This window comes from Candidatus Eisenbacteria bacterium, assembly GCA_016867715.1.
Lineage (GTDB): Bacteria > Orphanbacterota > Orphanbacteria > Orphanbacterales > Orphanbacteraceae > VGIW01.
Map to the genome: position 1 here is coordinate 1 of VGIW01000063.1, position 18852 is coordinate 18852.

The 18852-nt window shown below is 66.9% G+C and carries 14 protein-coding genes; 11 read left to right on the forward strand and 3 right to left on the reverse strand.

Annotation, left to right across the window (positions count from 1 at the left end; translation table 11 throughout):
• Positions 1-99: 99 nt before the first annotated feature.
• The 8 genes from FJY73_10345 (at position 100) to FJY73_10380 (ending at position 11551) form a co-directional block, all read left to right on the forward strand.
• The gene (locus tag FJY73_10345) at positions 100-588 is read left to right on the forward strand and encodes a rhodanese-like domain-containing protein (GenBank protein ID MBM3321063.1); all 489 of its coding nucleotides are present in this window, start codon (positions 100-102) and stop codon (positions 586-588) included.
• A gap of 2 nt (positions 589-590) precedes the next feature.
• Positions 591-1073 (forward strand): DoxX family membrane protein, encoded by a 483-nt coding sequence (locus FJY73_10350; GenBank protein MBM3321064.1) that lies wholly within the window; start codon positions 591-593, stop codon positions 1071-1073.
• Positions 1066-1923: a thioredoxin domain-containing protein gene (locus tag FJY73_10355; GenBank protein ID MBM3321065.1), complete on the forward strand. Its 858-nt coding sequence runs from the start codon at positions 1066-1068 to the stop codon at positions 1921-1923. The genes FJY73_10350 and FJY73_10355 overlap by 8 nt, the downstream gene beginning before the upstream one ends.
• Before the next feature lie 453 nt (positions 1924-2376).
• Positions 2377-3309 (forward strand): T9SS type A sorting domain-containing protein, encoded by a 933-nt coding sequence (locus tag FJY73_10360; GenBank protein ID MBM3321066.1) that lies wholly within the window; start codon positions 2377-2379, stop codon positions 3307-3309.
• Positions 3310-3469: 160 nt separating this feature from the next.
• A complete protein-coding gene (locus FJY73_10365) occupies positions 3470-4714 on the forward strand; it encodes a tetratricopeptide repeat protein (protein ID MBM3321067.1) in 1245 nt (414 codons plus the stop codon).
• Positions 4711-5916 carry a hypothetical protein gene (locus FJY73_10370; GenBank protein ID MBM3321068.1) on the forward strand — a complete coding sequence of 402 codons (1206 nt, stop codon included), beginning with the start codon at positions 4711-4713 and terminating at the stop codon, positions 5914-5916. Before FJY73_10365 ends, FJY73_10370 begins: the two co-directional genes overlap by 4 nt.
• Before the next feature lie 32 nt (positions 5917-5948).
• Positions 5949-8825 carry a hypothetical protein gene (locus FJY73_10375; GenBank protein MBM3321069.1) on the forward strand — a complete coding sequence of 959 codons (2877 nt, stop codon included), beginning with the start codon at positions 5949-5951 and terminating at the stop codon, positions 8823-8825.
• A 239-nt stretch (positions 8826-9064) separates the two neighbouring features.
• Complete coding sequence (locus tag FJY73_10380; GenBank protein ID MBM3321070.1) at positions 9065-11551, forward strand: M20/M25/M40 family metallo-hydrolase; 2487 nt, start codon at positions 9065-9067, stop codon at positions 11549-11551.
• A gap of 355 nt (positions 11552-11906) precedes the next feature.
• Here FJY73_10380 and FJY73_10385 read toward each other — a convergent pair whose 3' ends face one another.
• From FJY73_10385 to FJY73_10395, 3 genes are all read right to left on the reverse strand, one after another.
• Positions 11907-12635, reverse strand: a complete 729-nt coding sequence (locus FJY73_10385) for a cytidylate kinase-like family protein (GenBank protein ID MBM3321071.1) — start codon at positions 12633-12635, stop codon at positions 11907-11909.
• Positions 12636-12864: 229 nt separating this feature from the next.
• Positions 12865-14127 carry a serpin family protein gene (locus FJY73_10390; protein ID MBM3321072.1) on the reverse strand — a complete coding sequence of 421 codons (1263 nt, stop codon included), beginning with the start codon at positions 14125-14127 and terminating at the stop codon, positions 12865-12867.
• 69 nt (positions 14128-14196) lie between these two features.
• Positions 14197-16320, reverse strand: a complete 2124-nt coding sequence (locus FJY73_10395; protein MBM3321073.1) for a dehydrogenase E1 component subunit alpha/beta — start codon at positions 16318-16320, stop codon at positions 14197-14199.
• A gap of 197 nt (positions 16321-16517) precedes the next feature.
• Between FJY73_10395 and FJY73_10400 the strand changes: the two genes are divergently transcribed.
• From FJY73_10400 to FJY73_10410, 3 genes are all read left to right on the forward strand, one after another.
• Positions 16518-17426 carry an ABC transporter substrate-binding protein gene (locus FJY73_10400; protein ID MBM3321074.1) on the forward strand — a complete coding sequence of 303 codons (909 nt, stop codon included), beginning with the start codon at positions 16518-16520 and terminating at the stop codon, positions 17424-17426.
• A gap of 2 nt (positions 17427-17428) precedes the next feature.
• On the forward strand, positions 17429-18211 hold the full coding sequence (locus FJY73_10405; GenBank protein MBM3321075.1) for an ABC transporter ATP-binding protein: 783 nt from the start codon (positions 17429-17431) through the stop codon (positions 18209-18211).
• On the forward strand, positions 18208-18852 hold a 645-nt coding region (locus tag FJY73_10410; protein ID MBM3321076.1), incomplete at its 3' end, for an iron ABC transporter permease. The genes FJY73_10405 and FJY73_10410, both read left to right, overlap by 4 nt.

The following is an 18852-nucleotide window of genomic DNA, read 5'->3' on the forward strand; positions in this document are numbered from 1 at the left end:
CATTCCAAGGCGCCCTTCCCCCGCGGGAACTCCGCCGGGCGGGCAAGGGTGGAAGGGCTTGTACGAGCGTGCCTCCCCGCTCGAAAGCCGGGAGTCTTGATGATGTCTCGATGCAACTCGTTGTTTCGCTTACTGTTCCGGTCGTTTCTCGTTTTCGCCTTGTCGGCCCTGGTCGCCGTGGCGATCAACGCGGGCCGCCCGGATTCGCTCCGCTGGGTCGCCGACGCGGAGTACGAGATCTTCGATGACTGCCCCGAGGGGGAAGATACCGCCTCGGCGGTCACGCTCGACGAGCTCGTCGAGAACCCGTCCTACTTCTTCGTCGTGGATTCGCGTTCCCCGGAGGACTACGCAGCCGGGCACATCGAGGGAGCGTTCTCCCTTCCGTACGATCCTCTCTTCTCGGTCGACGATAAGGAGATCGAGAAGATCCTGGTGGCGGCGGGGGAGAAAACGATCGTCGTGGTCGGCGATACCCTGACCGCGCGCCTCCTCGCGAACGACCTCACCTCGCAGGGGCTCGACTTCGTCCACTACCTCGAGGAGGACGGCGACTGGCGCGCTCTCCTCACGGACGGCTCCGAATAGCCATGGCGTTCGGCGAGCGGACACGGAGGGCGCTTGCGCTCGTCGGGATCCCGGTCCGCGTCTACCTCGGCGCGGTGTTCATCTCCGCGAGCCTCTACAAGATCCGCGTGCCGTACGAGTTCGCGCTGAACATCGCCACGTACCAGATCCTCCCCCTCTCTCTCGTCAACGTGACGGCGATCGTTCTCCCTTGGCTCGAGCTCGTCGCCGGCGTTCTCCTCATCGCCGGCTTCTGGACGAAAGAGAACGCGCTTCTCATCCTCGGGATGATGCTGGTGTTCACGATCGCGCTCACGATCGCGCTCGCCCGCGGGTACGAGATGACCTGCGGCTGCTTCGCCTCGCGCGAGGCGGCCGACGAGATCAGCGTCGGCACGCTCGTGCGCGATCTTTTCTGGATCGCTCTTGCTGCCTACACGCTCTTCCTCGACGACGGGCGCTACGGCTTGGACCGATTCCTCGGAAGGAGGAGGCAACATGCTTAGGAGAATCTCTCGCGCGGCCGCCTGGCTCGTCCTGATCCTTCCCGCCGCCGCGCTCGCCTCGGACGACGTTCCCTGGGACCTGATCGACGGAGGAGCGGATCTCAAGGGGGTTCGCAAGGAAGCCGCGGCCGAGGTGCTCGCCTCGGCGAAGTGCTACGGCGGGTGCGAGGGAACGATCCTCTCTTGTCTTTCGAAGTCGGGGGGCGATCCGATCGCTCGGAGGCTCGCCGCGTTCGTGGTTCGACGCGTGAAGGCGGACCGGGATCCGGAAGAGATCCTCAAGGAGATCGAGGACAGGAGGCTCTCCGCGTTTCCCGAGAAGCCTCTCGATCCGGATGTCGCCAAGACGCCGCTCTGCGGGGACGCGAAGGCCCCGATTCGGGTCGTTCTCTACGCGGACTTCGGCTGCCCGTACTGCAAGGCGACCGCGACGGCGCTCCGCGATCTCGTCCAAAAGGACCCGAAGCGAATCGCTTATTACTTCAAGAACTATCCGCTCAAGTCGAACGACAGGGCGGTCCCCGCCGCGCGCGCGCTTCTCGCCGCGGAGAAGCAGGGGAAGTTCTGGGAGATGCACGACTTTCTCTTCGCGAACGACAAGGATCTCTCCGACGCGGCGATCGAGGCCGGCGCGAAGAAGGTCGGCCTTGACCTCGCGCGCTTCCGCGCGGACCAAGAGGACCCGTCGGTCGTCGAGCGTCTCCGCGCGGAGAAGATGGAGGGGATCCGGTTCGGCGTAAAGAAGACGCCGGGCATCCTCGTGAACGGAAAACCGTACCGGGGCGTTCGGACGTGGGAGGAGCTCTTCGACCGGATCGAGGAGGAGCGCGATCTGCTCGATGTGAAGTAGAAGCGAGAAGAGCGGGCCCTTCTCGCTTTCATGCTTCCCGCGGCGAACTGCCCCCATCGAAAGGCAAGAGGGGCGAGGCCGGGTCGATCAAGTTCCACCACGCCTTTCCGCAGGGCACAACTTGACAACTCCGTCGCCCGCCCCTGAGGGCTTCGGGTTGAACTCATGCCGGCGCAAGGGGTTGCGGTCGACAACCCTCTCCGGACGGCTCGCCCGGGGCGGCCGAAAAAACCCCTCTATCTCTTTCGGGGTTCGTGTGTTATAATCACGCCGATGGTAACGCTCCCACGAGGAAACCGCCGTGCAAGGAGGGTATGCATGAGACCACGCTTCCTGGCGGCGCTGGGGCTCGCGTTCTTGATGGCGTCCCCCGCCATCGCGGCGCAGCGCCTGGTGCTCATCGAAGACTTCACGAACATGGGCTGATCGGGCTGCGGCGCCATCAAGGACACGATGGACGTGATCTTTGATGGGGCGTATGGGACGCAGGTTGCGCCCCTCAAGTACCACGTGCACTGGCCGTCAGCCACGGATCAGTTCTATGTCTACAACCCGACGGAGATCAACGCTCGCAGGTCCTACTACGCCGTCAACTACGTGCCCACGTTCCGCTGGGACGGGAAGTACATCAAGGATCCGAGCGATTTCGGCACGTACGCGCAATGGTACTCCTTTGTTCGGACCACGATCGACACGCTGTCGGACAACCCGGCCCCGATCCGCATCGAGGTCGAGCACTACCTTTCTCCGCCGGATGATCCCGATTCGATCTACATCAAGATCGACGTGATCGCCGAGGAGGCGGTGAGCGGCACGCTCCGGCTCCGCTGCGCGATCGTTCAATACTGGGTGCGCGTGGTCGGCCAGGGCAAGTTCTACTACCCGTTCCGGGACATGATCCCGAGCACGGCGGGCGAGGTCGTTCCGAACCTCTCGGCCGGCGACTCGCTCCACTTCGAGTACGTGGTTCCCTACGACAGCGCGAACTACCACATCGACCGGATGCAGAGCACGGTGTGGGTGCAGAACGACGTCGGGAAGGCGGTCCTGAACGCAGCGACCGGCTTCATTCCCCAGATCTCGACCGATGTTCCCGGCGGGGTTCCGCTTCGCGTGGTTCTCGATCAGAACATGCCGAACCCGTTCAACCCGACGACCACGATCGGCTTCTCGGTCGATCAAGACGGCCAGGTCCGTCTTTCGGTCTTCTCGCCGACGGGACGTCTCGTCACGGACCTCGTCGACGGCGCGGTCGGAGAGGGCTCCCACATGGTGACATGGGACGGCCGCGACCGGACCGGCCGCGAGGTCGGAAGCGGCGTGTACTACTATCGGCTCGATACGGACAAGACATCCTTGACCAAGAAGATGATTCTCGTCCGCTGATCTTCCGAACGAACCGAGGTTCAGCCCCTCTCGGCCGCCGGCCGGGAGGGGTTTCTTCATTGCGGGCGCGGGGTTCCGTCCCCCCGCCCCGGAAAGGGTGTGCGGCGCGGGCGGGATCTGGTACCGTTTCGGGTGGTATGGCCGCCGGGAAGGAGAACGAATGAGCCTCGTCCGTCCCTTCTTCGTCCTTCCGATTCTTGCCGCCCTCCTGTCGGGATCCGCCGCCGGCGCTTCGGGAGGGAAAGGCGGCGAGCAGGAGATCGCCCGTCTCGAGGAGAAGAGCGCGAGGGCGCCGGAGAACGCGGAGATCCTCAGGGACCTCGGCCTTCTCTACCTCGACGCGGGGCGCTTCGACAAGGCGATGGCCCGCCTCAAGAAGGCGGCGCGCCTCGACCCGGAGGAGCGCACGCTCCCGCTTCTCCTCGGTCTCTGCCACGAGGGGCGAAGGGAATGGGCCGGGGCGCTCGATGCCTATCGCCTGTACCGGAGCGACGACCGCTCGAGCGCGGTCGCACGCACCGTGCGGGGCCGAATGAACCGAGTCGTCCGCATGGTCTACGAGGAACGAGCCTCGGCCCTCGCCGCGGAGCCCGCCCCGCTCTCCCCGGGTCTTCTCGCCGTCCGCCCCTTCGAGGTGATCGGCGAGACCGAGACCTACGGCAATCTCGGGAAGGGGATCGCCGAGCAGCTGATCAACGATCTTTCGCTTGTCAAGGATTTCCCCGTCGTGCCGCGGCTCCTCTTCGAGGCGCTCCGCGCGGAGGTGGAGCGCTCGCGCGCGGCGGGACGCGACCCGCTCGCGGTCGCCTCGCTCGATGCGATGCTCGGGGCGGGCTGGTCGCTCGGCGGGACGATCGCGCCGCGCGAGGAGGACGACGAGATCCGGATCGACTACTTCCTCGCGAACAACGAGACGGGCGAGGTCTCTCCGCCCTCGACGCTCTCCGGCCCCCTCGCGGACTTTCTCGCGCTCGAGAAGCGTCTCGCGTTCGACGTGATTCAGAAGTTCGGGGTCCCGCTCGCGGAAGGGGAACGCCGCGCGGTCGCCGCCGTCCCGACACGGCATTTCCGCGCGTTTCTCGCCTACTGCGACGCCCTCGCCGCGGAGGACCGAGGGGATTCGGATGCGGCGCGCGCTCTCTACGCGCAAGCGCGGCGTCTCGATCCTTCCTTCGCGCTCGCCGCGGAGAGGGCGGAACGAACAGCCGGTTCCGCGGAGGCGATCCGAGCGATCGCGGAGGCGGAGATCGCTTATCCCACGGAGATCCGAACGGAGCGGCGCCTCGCGAGATCCGCCGGGCTGCTTCTTCCGGCCCCCTTCCCGGAGCGCGGCGAGGCGAGCGATCTCTCCAACGTGCGCGCCGCCGCGCGCGCGGATCTCGTGATCCGGGTGGATCGGCCATGAAGCGAACCATCGCTCGAGGCGCCGCTGCGCTTCTTCTCCTTCTCGCCTTTGCGGAGCCCGCTCTCGCGCGTTCGGACGAGGTTCGTCTCGTCGACAAGCTGTTTCTCGAGGGAGAGCTCGGCGTCTCCGTCCGGACGTGGACTCTGAGGAAGGACGGATCGCCCGACGCGAAGGTCTTCGAGATCGCCGCGCCGGCTCGCTTCCGAAAGCCGGTCGGGGCGCACGGCGATCTCGTTCTCGAGCTTCCCGGCGTGTGGGCGTCGATCGAGGAGGAGGAGAAATCGGAATACCGCGGGCCGGCCGACGCGCGTCTTTCGGCGTCGTTCCGTCCGGGCGGCGCGGGAACGCGCGTCGGAATCTTCGTCGGGATTCCGATCGGCGCCTCGAAGGTGGGCGAGGAGGAGCGCGCGGTCGCCGAGGCGGTCGCCGACCGCATGCTTGGTTTACCCATCAAACGTTTCGGCGAAGGCTTGGACGTGGGGGCGAGCCTCGTCCACGGGTTCGCGCTCCCTCGGTCCTTGGCCCTTTCCGCCGGAGGCGGGTATCTGCGCAAGGGCGAGTACGCCTTCCTCGGTTCCGGCGGCGCGGAGGACGAGTACGAGCCGGGCGACGAGATCTTTCTCACCGCGGGGATCGAGGGGGAGTGGGACGGCGCGATGCTCTTCCGCGCGGCGGCGGATTTTCGCTTTCGCATGTTCGGTACGGACAAGCGAAGCGGCGAGGATTTCTACGAGGAGGGAGACGAGGCGGATCTTCTTCTCGACGGCATGCTCGCGCTCGCGCCGGGGCGGCGGATCGACGTTCGCGGGTTCTTGGTCTTCAAGGGCGAAGGATCGGAGCGGGGCGCCTTCGGAACCGGATCGATCGACTCGCTCTCGATCGAAAGGTATCTGAGGAGAGGAATGACCGGCGACTATCGGGAGTTCACGGCCGCCTACACGCATCGTGTCGCGGGGTGGATCGATCTTTCGGCGGCGGCGCGCGCGGCGGATTTCGGCGAGTACGCCGTCGCGAACAGTTCGAGCGGCGCCGCTCTTCTCGGCTCGGGGCGCGTCTTCGAGATCGGCGGCGGTGCGGAAACGGATCTTACCGCCCGTCTTCGCCTCCTCCTCCGCGCCGCGCGTCTCTTCGGGGAGGCCGAAGGGGGAGCGGTCGACCTCACGGGCCTCGACCTCGGGGCCGCGATCCGATGGAACTACTGACCACATTCCACGCGCTCGGAGCGAGCCTCCGCATGCGCGGGGGTGCGCGGATCGTCGTTCTCCTCGCGGGGGCGCTCCTCGGCATGAGCGCCGCAGCGCGCGCGGAGCCGCCTTCTTCGCCGGCCACGTGCGCCGCGACGGACACGCTCTGCGGGCGGGTCCGGATCACTTGGGAGGCTCCCGCAGAGGGCGGGGCGGTCGAGGAATACGACATCCGCCGCGACGGCGCATGGATCGGCTCTGCTGGGAGCGGGGTCCGGTTCTTCATCGACGAGCAGGCCTCGCCGAACGTCGATCACGCCTACGCGGTGCGGGCGCGGAACGCGGACGGCGATTCACCTCCGTGCGAGTCGATCGGCCGTTCGCTGACGGCGCCCGATCCCCCCGCCTCCTTCTCCGCCTCGCGGGACCTCTGCGGGATCGTGCGCCTCGCGTGGGAGGCGCCCGCCGGCGGGGGGCCGGTGCGGGGATATCGGATCGCCCGAAGCAGCCCGCCCGGAGGCTCGTTCGATCTCTCCGCGGGCTTGCGCTTCTACGAGGACGCGCCCGGCGTCGACGGCGTTCTCTACACGATTCGAGCCTTCAACTGTGAAGAATCAGTTGCTCTCCAGGACACCGGCCGCTTCGTCGCTTCTCCCCCGCTTCCTCCCTCGTCTTGCGCCGCGGCGTTCGAGTCGTGCTCGTCCCTTCGGGTTTCCTGGTCGCCCGTGTCCGGGGCGGCGTCCGGATATGTCGTTCTTCGCGGGGGCGGAATCGTCGTCGATTCGGTCGGACCGGCCGACACGACTGTGCTCGCGACAGGCCTCGGTGCCGGAATCGACCACACGTTTCTCGTCTTTTCGGTGAACGACTGCGGCCGCTCGGCCCTTCCGTGCTCGGCGAGCGCTCCAATCCCGGGGCCGATCGGAGCGCCTCCGCCCGGATCGTGCTCCGCGACGAGGGACTCGTGCGCCGGAATCGAGATTTCTTGGACATGGGCGCCCTCGGAGGCGGAGTGGTTCCGCGTGATGCGCACCGACAACGGGATGCTCGTCGGCACGGTCGACGCGGGGACGAACCGCATCATCGACACGTCGGTCGCGCCGGGCGACACCGCCCGCTACTCGGTCCGCGCGGGGAACCGGTGCTTCGTCTCGACCGATTCGTGCACGACCTTCGGGGTTCGTCCCGCTCTCCCTTCGGCGCCGCTTCAGTGTTCGGCGTCGACCGACCGATGCGGCCAAATCCGCCTCTCGTGGCTCTGGCCGTCGGAGTACCTCAACCAGAATATCCAAGGATTTCGGATCTACCGGCGGAGGGTGGATCAACCTTCCGCTCCGTGGGATCTGTTCACCGCTCCTCCCCGAATCGGCGTGTCGACCTGGGACGACTCGAACGTGGACCCTCTTGTGAACTACATCTACCGGATCGCGGCGTACAGCCGGTGCGGGGAGACGTCGGAAGGCTGTCTCGTGACGGGGCGGGCGGAAGATGCGCCCGCCGTCGGCGCGCTGATCTTACCGGCCGACGGCGCGTCCAATCTTCAGCTCCCTGTGCGGCTCGAATGGCAGTCTCGCGCGCGGGCGACCTCGTACCGCTTGGAGATCGCGACCGACGCCGCGTTCACGGATACGGTGGTCAACACGATTCTCGCCGGCACCGCATACGATCTCGCAGAGGTGAGCGCGCTCGGGACCTTTCATTGGCGCGCCCGCGCGCGGAACGCGTGCGGGGAGGGCCCGCTCTATCCCGCGCGCTCGTTCACCGTCTCCGCCGTCCCGGGCCTCACGGTCGTCTCGGGCTCGACGTCGTTCTCCTTCGGGAACGGGGTCGACTCGGTCTTCGCCGACTCGGTGCTCGTTCTCGAAAACCGATGGACCGGGCATCTCGCGTGGATCACCCAGGACACGCTTCCGTGGATCACATTCATGCCGCCGACGGGGAGCCTCGCGCCGGGCGGGCGGGTTTCCGTGGTGGTTTCGGTCGGGGACCATCGATGCGGCACCGCGTACGCCGATACGGTTTACGTCGAAACGAATCCAGTTCCTCCCGGGCACGCGCCGATCCCCCTCGCGGTGTCTCTCCTGTCGGAGGCGAGGCCGGCGGGAGACGTGAACTGGGACTGCTCGCTCGGCGCGGACGACGCGGGCCGCGTCCTCGAAGCTCTTCTCGGCGAGACGCTCTCCTCGGCGGCGGAGAGCACCGGGGCCGACGCGAACGGCGACGGAAGGATCAACGTGGCGGACGCGGTCTTCCTCGGGCGTCTTCTTCTCGAGGCCCCTCCTCGCGGACCGGAGAAGGAGGGCCGCGTCGACCTTGCGTTCGCGCCGAACGATTCGATGGTTGAGGTGTCGACCGATTTCCGACTGCGAGCGGTCCGGTTTCTCTTCGGCGCGGCCGCGGAAGACCTGCCGCGGCTTCAGCCGGGCGATCGGGAGCGCTCGTTCGTGCGCGTCGATCCCGCAAGCGGAAGGGGGGCGGTCTTCTGGTTCACTCTCGAGGAGGAGGGGAGCGAGAGAGCGCGCCTCCTCGAGGTGGAGGGACCGGGCGCCATCGGCTCACTCGACGCGCGGTGGATCGAGATCGCCGGAAGCGGGGGAGAGCTTGTCCGTCTCTCGCTCGGCGGGCGGGTTCTCGCGCCCGCGGCTCCGAGCCGTCTCTCGCTCGGCGAGGTTCGCCCGAACCCGTTCAACGCTCTCGCGGCGATTCCGTTCGCGCTCCCCGAGCCCGCGCGCGTCCGGATCGCGGTCCACGACGTCCGTGGCGCGCTCGTCCGAACCCTTCTCGACGAGACCCGCGAGGCGGGGTTCCACGAGATTCGGTGGGCCGGTGACACGAACGCGCTCCGCGCGGCCCCCTCCGGCGCGTACTTCATCCGGATCGAGGCGGGAGGGGAGTCGGCGACCCGGCGCGCGCTGCTCGTTCGGTAACGGCGGCGCCCCGCCGGCCCGACCGATCCGGCCTTCCCACGAGCGACCCCGCAGCCGGCGTGCTTCTTCAACCTCTTTCCCTTCAGCAAGTTGACGGATCGGCCGATGCGTTCCCGGCGTCCCGGCCCGAGGTCTCAAGCTGGCCGCGAGAGAGGCCTGGAAAAGCGGCGCAACCTGTGGTAAAATCCACAGTTGTAACATCCCGGGGTCCTTGAACCTTGAGCGTGGGGGAAACGAGAATGAACAGACTGGTACCCGTGGTCCTGCTTCTTTGCGCCTTTGGGGGGGGGCGGCCGCCGGAGCAGTCGCTCGTGGCCGTCAGCAACCCCGAGCCGGGCGCGACGCGCGCGCTTCTCGACGCCGGGCTCACCGTCGTCCGCGACATGGAGCGGTATCTCCTCGTGGTCGCCGACGAGGTCGAGCTCGCGCGGCTCGGCGATCTTGGAATCCGCTACGAAGTGCTCGATCCGTCGATGGACGGGAAGACCTATTACACCGCGACGATGAGGAACGCGTCCGAGCTCCCCACGCTCCGTTCCCTCGTCCGCGTGCTCCGGTCCGACCCCTTCGACGCGGTGATCGAGGCGACCGAGGAAGAAGCTCTGGGCGCCGTCGCGGCCGGCTTCGAGATCGCCCGTGTCTTCGTCCGCCCGATCCGGCTTTCGCGCGAGTCGGACGGCGGGAGGCTCTCGAAGACGATGACCGCCGACCCGTTCATCCAGACGATGGTCGACTCGGTCTCCGGAACGCTCGTCGATTCGTACGTGCAGCGACTCCAGGATTTCAAGACGCGCTACTGCACGACGGACAGCTGCCAGGCGGCGGCGAACTGGATCAAGGCGAAGTTCGAGTCGTTCGGGATCGACAGCGTCCACTTCCACGCGATCGGCGGGAACTACAAGCCGAACGTGGTGGCGACGATTCCGGGTAAGGGGGACCCGACCAAGGTGGTCGTCCTCGGCGGGCACTACGATTCGACCTCTCCCTCTCCGACCACGAACGCGCCCGGCGCGGACGACAACGCCTCCGGAACGGCGTGCGCGATCGAGGCGGCGCGCGTTCTGGCTTCGTACGACTTCAACCATACGATCACGTTCATCGCGTTCGGCGCCGAGGAGGTCGGGCTCTATGGGAGCGAGGCGTACGCGAGCGACGCGGCGGCGCGCGGGGACGACATCATCGCGGCGATCGCCGTCGACATGATCGGCTATCTCGCGAGCGGCGACGCGTTGGACCTCGACATCATCGACAACACGGGCTCGGTCTGGATCCGCGACGCGGCCTTCCAGGCGGCGGCCGACTACGTCCCCGGCTTCGCGCTCGTCGACGGATCGCTTCCGGGCGGGGCGAGCAGCGATCACGCCTCGTTCTGGGCGAACGGCTACGACGCGATCCTGTTCTTCGAGGACACGGGGAACTACAGCCCGTACATCCACACGACCAACGACCTCGTCGGCCCGAGCTACAACAGCCCGACCCTCGCGCGGAACTCGGTGAAGACCGCGGTCGGGCTCGTCGCGACGCTGGCCGAGCCGTTCCGCGTGGGGATCGTCCACACGCCCCTTGCGGACACCGAGGACTACACGAACCCGTATCGAGTGGTCGCGTCGATCAGCGCGGCGGGGGCCTTGAACGCGGATTCGCTTCTCGTTCGCTACGACGCGGGATCCGGATTCCAGACGGTCCCGCTGGCCCCCACGGGGAACCCGGAGGAGTACGAGGGGTTCATCCCCGCGCAGATGCCGGGGACGTTCGTGAGCTACTACCTCGTGGCGGAGGACACGGGCGGCTATCGAAAGACGCATCCGAGCACGGCCCCCGCGAGCGTGCACCGATTCTTCGTCGGAACGGTCGTGACGGTCATTGAGGACGACTTCGAGATCGACCGCGGGTGGACCGCCGGAGTTCCCGGCGACAACGCGACCACCGGGATCTGGGAGCGGGGCGACCCGCAGGGGACGACCTCCGGCGGCGCGCAGTGCCAGCCGGAAGACGACCACACGCCGGCGCCCGGAGTGAACTGCTACGTGACCGGGCGCCTCGCGGGATCGAGCGCCGGCTCGTACGACGTCGACGGCGGAAAGACGACGCTTCTCTCGCCGGCCTACGATCTCTCCGAGTACACGATCGCCTTCGTTTCGTACTGGCGCTGGTACACGAACAGCCTCGGCGCCTCTCCGGGCGAGGATTACTGGAGGGTTCAAGCGTCCGACGACGGCGGGACAAACTGGGTCTATCTCGAGAACACGACCGAGAGCCGGAACTCCTGGACCCGGTACTCGTTCCCGCTTCACGAGTTCATCGATCTCACCTCGAACGTCCGCTTCCGCTTCATCGCGGCCGACGAGGGCTCGGGATCGTTGGTCGAGGCGGCGGTGGACGACTTCGCGATCTCGATCTGGGACTTCAGCACGGCGGTCGCGGGCGCGGGGGATGCCGCGCCGAAGCGCCCGGTCCTCGCGCAGAACGTGCCGAACCCGTTCAACCCCTCGACCGAGATCCGCTTCTCGGTTCCCGCTCCCGGACAGAAGGCGACGCTACGCGTGTACGACGTCGCCGGCCGCGAGGTGAGGACCCTCGTCCAGAACGAGAAAATCTCCGGCTCTCGCAGCGTGACGTGGAACGGCACGAACGAGAAGGGGGAGCCGGTCGGCTCGGGCATCTATCTCTACCGGCTGGAGGTCGGAGGGGAGAGCCTCTCGAGGAAGCTCGTTCTGGTTCGCTGAGCGGCCTGAAGAGGAAGAGAGCGATCGAGGAGCGCCTGACCCGCGGGCGCTCCTCTCTTTTTTCGACCGGAGAGCTCTTTGCGTTCGGGCCCTTTCGTCGCGGGCGTTCGGGCGCAGTCGTCTGGGGTTCCTCAGGAGCGGGAAGGGCCCCTTCCGAGGGCCTGGAGTATTTGTTTCTAGGAATGCGTCCGGAGTTGTCTGATGTAAATGCGCCTCCAGTTATTTGTTCTTTCGGATGAGCCTGCAGCCGCAAGCAGCAGAAAGTGGACCTCCGGCTTGAAGAGAGCCCCAAGATCCCCCGATTCGGTACCGATCGGATTCCGTCTCTCTTTCTTCTTTTCTCTCAACTCGTTGCTCACTCCGTCTCCGGGTGAAGGCGCTCGAGCGCGGATTCCGTCAGGTCGAAGCGGGAGCGGAGGGCGGCCTGAATCACCTGCTGGATCGCGTTGGGGTCCATCTCCGCGGTGTTGATGACGAGGTCGTAGCCGAGCGGGTCGTCGATGTCTCTCTTGAAATTGCGCGCGAGGAACTCCTTGCGCCTTCTGTCCTCGGCGACGATCCGCTCGCGAGCCTCTTCCGGGGTCGACCCGAAGCGCCGCACGTAGTTCTCGATCCTCGCCGGGAGCGGCGCGATCAGCCGGACGGCGAGCCGCCGTTCGGTCGGGATGAGGAGGTGCGCCCCCCTTCCGATCACGATCGCGTTCCCATCCTTGACGATCGAGAGGAGGACGCGGGTGAGGGCCTTCATGTACCCGGCTTGGCCCACGTATCCCGGCAGGAAGATCTCGTTCGCCCACTCCTGGATGTATCGGTAGACGTTCTCGTCCATCTCCTCGATCGCGCGACAGTCAACCTTGCGGTCGGCGGCGATCGATTCGATCAGCTCTCGGTCGTAAAGGTTCCATCCGAGCTTCGCCGCGAGCTTGTTCGCGATCGTTCCGCCGCCGCTCAGGAAGTCGCGCGAAACCGTGAGAATGGGGCCGCCCATAGGCCCCTTCTCGGCTTCGCGCAGCGCTTTCTTGATCGCCTCCCGCCGCGCGATCTCCTTCGAGGCGAGATGCTCGCTGTCCCGTTCTCGGCCCATCCGAGGCCTCCTATCCAAACGGGAGTGTAGCCGCCTGGGAATCGCTCGACAAGAGGAACGAAAGCGGGCAGGCGGAAAACGTGAACGGGGAACAAGCTTGGATTCTTGGGGGCGCATATGATTGCGTGCGGAGCGGCCCAATATATTCGGCCGGGATTATCTGTTTTCCGCTCTTATCCCCCTCTCTTTCCTCTTTTCTCCCAACTCGTTTCCTCGCTCACCCGCCCGGTCATGCCTTGGAAAGCGGATCCGCCACCCTCCCCATGAAGAGAACGGCGCCGGTCACGTTGTCCCGGATCAAGAAGAGAAACGGATGGTCTGCCCGGAAGATGGGGTAGTTCGGCGCGCTCGTGACCCCCATCACCACCCCCGTCGCGGCGGCCGCCTCGGTCCCCTCCTCGTTGGTCTTCACGAACGCCTTGTGAAACACGCCGTGGATGAAGAGATCGCGGGTTCCATCCATCCCGGAGAAGTCGGCCGTCTCCGGGTTGAACGCGGAGGGCATCCCCATGGCGGCGAGCACGGCGTTCAGCTCGAAATCGACGGTGAACTCGAAGCGCGGGAGATAGACGATCACCTTCTGGTCCCGAACCGCGGCGATCCCGGCCTCGAGCGCCTCGAAGGTCAGCCCCGCCTCGAGGTCCGCGAGGCCGTCGATCGAGTCCGGAAGGAAGACGAACATCGAAAGGTCCTCGCCCACGTACTTCATCTCGAGGATCGAGAGGTCGGTCCCGCGCGCGTAGCCGAACGTCTCTTTCTGGTACATCATCGGGACGGACGCCTCGCCGCCGGTCCGGTGAAACGCCTGATCGGTCGTCGCCTTCGGGTCGAACTGTCTCGCCCATTTCCCCTTGAAGTAGATCGCGTTCGTCAGCACAAGCCTCGTGTTCCGAGTCACGCTGCCGGGCGGGAGGAGGTCCTTGATCCTCTCCTCGGTCTTCCCCTCGACCCAGAGGTTGATCGTCTGCCGCGCGCTCTCCCAGTTCATGAGGAAGTCGAGCGTCTCGAAGCCGGCCTGGTAATCGTTCGCGCAAACATCGAGAAACGTCTCGAGAAACGGATAGCCCGTCTGACCCCACAGGCGGTTCGCCACGTTCAGGCGGTACCCGCCGAGCGCGCCCCCGCGGTCGAGGCTCTTGACGAGGGCTCCGTACGCCGCGTGCACGTTCTCCTGATTTCCCGAGAAGCGAAGCACCCGCTCCATCTCGGCTTTCGTCTCCCCGGCCGCGCCGGCGTCGGTCATGGCGAGGGCCGTCGACACGCTGAAGGGCGAGCAGAAGAGGTTGCCCTCCTTCCGGTTCATGATCTCTCGGTAGAAATCGACCGCGAAGCGGTTCGCCGACTCGACGACGTCGGAAACGTCGGCGGAGAGGTGCGCGGGGATCTGCCGCTCCACGAAGGGGTCAGGGCCGGTCCCGCGGCCGTTCCCGCACGAGACGAAGAAGAGAAGCGCGAAGACCGCGCCCGCCGGCGGGACGATTCCTCGAAACATGATCCACCTCGCTTTCAGGGGTTTGTCCGTGTGAATTCTACCACCGAGCGGTGGTCCCGTGTGGCGTTTCTAGTATGCGTGAAGGTCCCGCGCTTCGCGGAGGATGTCCTCGGTCTGGGGGAGGATCGCGTCCTCGAGCCCGGGGAAGTACCCGACCGGAGTGTCGCGCGCGGCGAGACGTCGGACCGGCGCGTCGAGGTCCTCGAAGAGCTCGTCGGCGATCCACGCGGCGATCTCCGCTCCGAAGCCGAATGAGCGGTTGTCCTCGTACACGACGAGCGCCTTGCTCGTCTTCCGAATCGATTCGCCGACCGCCACGCGGTCCCACGGGGAGAGGGAGCGAAGGTCGATCACCTCGGCGCGGATCCCTTCCTTCTCGATCGCGCGCGCGGCCATCTCGCTCCGCCTGACGAGAGCGCCGTAGGTGACGATCGTGAGATCGCTTCCTACGTGAACGATCGAGGCCCGCCCGAACGGAATCATGAAATCGGGTCCCGGATAATCCCCCTTCGCGTACGGCTGGCGATAGAGGTGCTTGTGCTCGAGAAAGAGGACCGGATCGTCGCATCGGATCGCGGTGCGGAGGAGGCCGTTCGCGTCGCGCGCGTTCGACGGGCAGACGACGCGAAGCCCGGGGTTGTGCGCGAAGAGGACCGCGCCCGACTGGCTGTGATAGACCGCGCCCCCCTGGAGATAGCCCCCGACCGGCACCCGCACCACGAGCGGGCAGGCGAACGCGTTTCGCGAGCGCCAGCGCATCATCGAGACCTCGTCGCGCATCTGTAGGAACGCGGGCCAGATGTAATCGAAGAACTGGATCTCGACGACCGGCTTCATGCCGCGGAGAGCCCATCCGACGGCCCGCCCGACGATGTTCGCCTCGGCGAGAGGAGCGTTGAAGACGCGGCGCGATCCGAACGCCTTCTGAAGCCCCGCGGTCACCTTGAAGACGCCCCCTTTTCCCTTCACGCGTGAAAGGATCTCCTCGCGGCTCGCGTCGGCCACGTCCTGGCCGAAGACGACGATCCTGGGGTCGCGCGCCATCTCGTCGTGCAGGCAACGGTTGATGAGGCCGACCATCGAGTCGCTCGCGCCGCTCTCCTCGGGCTCGCTCGCGAAGGCGTCGGACGTCGGATCGACCGCCTCCGAATAGACGAAACGCTCGGCGTCCTCGGGACCGGGGCGCGGCGTATCGAGCGCATCCCGCTCGCCCTGTTCGATCTCGGCGAGAACCTCCGCTCGGATCGACGCGAGCTCGTCCGCCGTCGCGAGCCCCTCGTCGACGAGTCTCTTCTCGAAGCGCGGGATCGGATCGTTCCTCGCCTCTTCCTCGATCTCCTCGGGCGGGCGATAGGCGGAGTGATCGTCGGACATCGAGTGGGCGTAGGGACGGGTCGTTTTCGCGTGGACGAGAACGGGCCCCTTCCGCGCGCGGAGGCGCGAGGCCGCCTCTCGGAAGACCGCGAGGCAGGCGACCGGGTCGCATCCATCAACTTTTCGTATGAGAAGGTTCGGCCATCCCTCGAAGAGGCGCGCGATGTCTCCCCCCGCGGTGTTCACCTCGACGGGGACGGAGATCGCGTACCCGTTGTCCTGCACGGCGACGAGGACGGGGAGCGCCAGGTTGCAGATCGTGTTCATCGCCTCCCAGAACTCCCCCTCGCTCGTCGTTCCGTCTCCGACGGAGACGTACACGATCTCGTCGCCGGGGAAGGTCCCGGGAACGCCGGGAGCGCTCTCGCCGTAGAGGCACGCCTCGGCGATTCCGGCGGCGTGAAGCATCTGCGAGCCGGTCGGGCTTCCTTGTGAGACGATGCGAAGCCTCTCGTGTCCCCAGTGCGCGGGCATCTGCCGCCCGCCCGAGGCCGGATCCTCGATCGACCCGACGGCGGCGAGGAACATCTCCTTCGGGGTGACGCCGAGGGCGAGGTTCAGGGCGCGGTCGCGGTAGTAGGGGAGCGACCAGTCGTGCCCCCCTCGGAGGGCGAGGCCGGCCGCGGCGCTCACCGCCTCGTGGCCGGCGCCGCTGATCTGGAAGAACGAGAGGTTCTTCCGCTTGAGGCGGATCTCGGCGTCGTCGATCGCCCGCGAGAGGACCATCAGCCGGTAGAGAGCGAGGTGCTCCTCGCGCGGCGAGCCTACGAGCCCGGTTCGCTCACGCCTTTCGTCCGTTTTCGATCCAGGTTCTCTCATGGCTCCTCGCGATCGGACACGCACTCCGTCTCTTCGCGTGCGGGCGCCTACGTAAATCTATGCAATTCGTGAAGGCCGCGCGTACAATCGGTTCCGGCCCCGAGCGCGCGAACAGAGGCCGCTATCATAGCGGAAGCTCCGGGGAGGGGCAACTTCGGCCGCCTTGCCCGCCGCCCCGAAAGGAGGGCGTTCTCTTCTTGCCGAGAAGAAGGTTCTTGATTCCAATCCTTGCGCTGCTTGTCGCGGGCGTTTATGCGCTTGGCCATCTTCCGAAGGAGAAGGCGCCGCGCGCGAACGCACCCCGGGAGGCGTTCTCGATCGCGCAGCCCCTTCGCATCCTCTCCCTCTCGCCGAACATCACCGAGATCCTCTTCCGCCTCGGCCTCGGGGACGAGGTCGTCGGCGTCACCGACTTCTGCCGCTTCCCCCCGGAGGCTGCGACGAAGCCGAAGGTCGGCGCGCTTCTGAACCCGAACATCGAGCGGATGTTCCTTCTCGAGCCGAGCCTCGTGATCGCTCTCCCCGCGCACGGAGATCTTCCCGAGAAGCTCGCCGCGCGGGGAATTCGCGCGCTCGTTCTTCGGAACGACACGGTGGCGGACGTGCTTGCGTCGATCGACTCGATCGGGGCGGCGGCTCGGCGCGAAAGAGAGGCCGGCGCTCTCGTCGATTCAATCCGCGCGCGTGTCGCAGCCGCCAGGAGCGATCCGCCGGCGCGGCGATGGAAGGCGATGATCGTGGTGAGCCGAACGCCGGGAACGGTGCGCGACGTGTTTGTCGCCGGGCCTGGCACGTTTCTCGACGAGCTTCTCCGCACGGCCGGGGGCGCGAACGTCTTCTCCGAGTCGATCGCGCGCTACCCGGAGCCGAGCGCCGAGGAGATCCTCTATCGCAATCCGGAAGCGATCATCGAGATCCAACCGCTCGGGAGGAACGCGGCGACGGAGACCGCCCTCGCGCGCGCCGACTGGGCGGCGCTCCCCGGTCTCGCGGCGGCCGAGCGGGGGAACGTCTTCGTGCTCGTCGGCGATCATCTGGTCGTTCCGGGGCCGCGCCTCGGCGAGACGCTCCGCGATCTCGCGGCGGTTCTTCGGGAGGTTCGCTAGCGATGCTCCGGATCGAATCGCTCTCGTTCGCGCGCGGCGGCCGGGCGATCCTGCGCGGCGTCTCCCTCTCCGTCGCGGGGGGCGAGTTCGTCGCGCTTCTCGGTCCGAACGGGGCGGGGAAGTCGACGCTTCTCAGGCACGCCGCCGGAGTTCTCCCCGCGCCGATCGGGACGATCTTCCTCGACGGGACCGACCGGGCGCGCCTCTCTCCGCGCGAGGCGGCCAGGATCGTCGCGTACGTCCCGCAGGGGCGCGAGCCGGACATCCCCTACAGCGCGCGCGAGATCGTGGCGCAGGCCCGTTATCCATTCCTCTCGACGTGGCGGCCCGCCGGCGCCGAGGACCGGATGCGGGTCGAGAGGGCGCTCGATCGGGTCGGCATTGCGGCGCTCGCGGACCGGGTCTTCTCGACCCTCTCCGGCGGAGAGCAGCAGAAGGTGCTTCTCGCGGCGGCCCTCGCGCAAGACGCGCGTCTTCTTCTCGTCGACGAGCCGACGACGTTTCTCGACCCACCCTTTCAAGAAGAGATTTTTCGTGTATTAAGCGATGTGTGCCGCCGGGAAAACCTCGCTCTCCTCGTGGCGACCCACGAGGTGAACCGCGCGCTTCTCGCCGCCGATCGAATCGTCGCGCTTCGGGACGGAGAGGTCGTCCGCGAAGGGGCGCCCGGGGAGATCGCATCCGCCGAGGCGCTCGAGGCGATCTACGGGGTCCGGTTCCTTCTCGCGCGCCATCCGAATACGGACCGTCTTCTCATCGTGCCGCGCGCGGAGGGGTCGGCGTGAGGGGGGGGAAGAACCCGGCGGCGTTCCTCGCGCTCTTCGCGCTCGTCTTCGTCGCGGTCCTCCTCGCGGCGCCGTTCACGGGAAGAGAGACGATCCGTCCCGGGGAGATCTTCGGCCCGGAAGGGACGACGCGCTTCTTCATCTTCTGGACGCTGCGGGTGCCGCGTCTTCTCGTCGGTCTTCTCGCCGGCGCGAGCCTCTCGCTCGCGGGCCTCGCGTTCCAAACGCTCTTCCGGAACCCGCTCGCGACTCCGTTCACGCTCGGGGTCTCCTCGGGAGCGGCGTTCGGCGCCTCGCTCGCGGTGATGCTCGGACTCCGCGGGGCGTTCCTCGGGATCGACGGGACGGCGCTCGCCGCTCTCGCGGGGGCGCTTCTCGTCGTCTTCTTTCTCTACGGTCTTTCGCGGCGCGGCGGAGGGATGTCGACTCTTCACCTTCTTCTCGCAGGGGTCGCCGTTTCGTATTTCTTTTCGGCGCTTCTTCTCTTCATGCAATACCAGGCGGACTTCACGGAGACCTATCGGGTCGTCCGGTGGCTGATGGGGAGGCTGGAATCGATCGGATACGCCGGCTCGCTCACGATCCTTCCGGCGTTCGTCGTCGGGACGATCGTCCTCTTCTTCTACAGAAGAGAGCTCGAT

Excerpts from the sequence above, each read along its gene's own strand:
- FJY73_10390 (MBM3321072.1), bottom strand. The coding sequence starts at position 14,127 with ATGTTTCGAGGAATCGTCCCGCCGGCGGGCGCGGTCTTCGCGCTTCTC.
- FJY73_10395 (MBM3321073.1), bottom strand. The coding sequence starts at position 16,320 with ATGAGAGAACCTGGATCGAAAACGGACGAAAGGCGTGAGCGAACCGGG.
- FJY73_10380 (MBM3321070.1), top strand. The coding sequence starts at position 9,065 with ATGAACAGACTGGTACCCGTGGTCCTGCTTCTTTGCGCCTTTGGGGGG.
- FJY73_10355 (MBM3321065.1), top strand. The coding sequence starts at position 1,066 with ATGCTTAGGAGAATCTCTCGCGCGGCCGCCTGGCTCGTCCTGATCCTT.
- FJY73_10375 (MBM3321069.1), top strand. The coding sequence starts at position 5,949 with ATGCGCGGGGGTGCGCGGATCGTCGTTCTCCTCGCGGGGGCGCTCCTC.
- FJY73_10360 (MBM3321066.1), top strand. The coding sequence starts at position 2,377 with ATGGACGTGATCTTTGATGGGGCGTATGGGACGCAGGTTGCGCCCCTC.
- FJY73_10405 (MBM3321075.1), top strand. The coding sequence starts at position 17,429 with ATGCTCCGGATCGAATCGCTCTCGTTCGCGCGCGGCGGCCGGGCGATC.
- FJY73_10365 (MBM3321067.1), top strand. The coding sequence starts at position 3,470 with ATGAGCCTCGTCCGTCCCTTCTTCGTCCTTCCGATTCTTGCCGCCCTC.
- FJY73_10385 (MBM3321071.1), bottom strand. The coding sequence starts at position 12,635 with ATGGGCCGAGAACGGGACAGCGAGCATCTCGCCTCGAAGGAGATCGCG.
- FJY73_10345 (MBM3321063.1), top strand. The coding sequence starts at position 100 with ATGATGTCTCGATGCAACTCGTTGTTTCGCTTACTGTTCCGGTCGTTT.
- FJY73_10350 (MBM3321064.1), top strand. The coding sequence starts at position 591 with ATGGCGTTCGGCGAGCGGACACGGAGGGCGCTTGCGCTCGTCGGGATC.
- FJY73_10370 (MBM3321068.1), top strand. The coding sequence starts at position 4,711 with ATGAAGCGAACCATCGCTCGAGGCGCCGCTGCGCTTCTTCTCCTTCTC.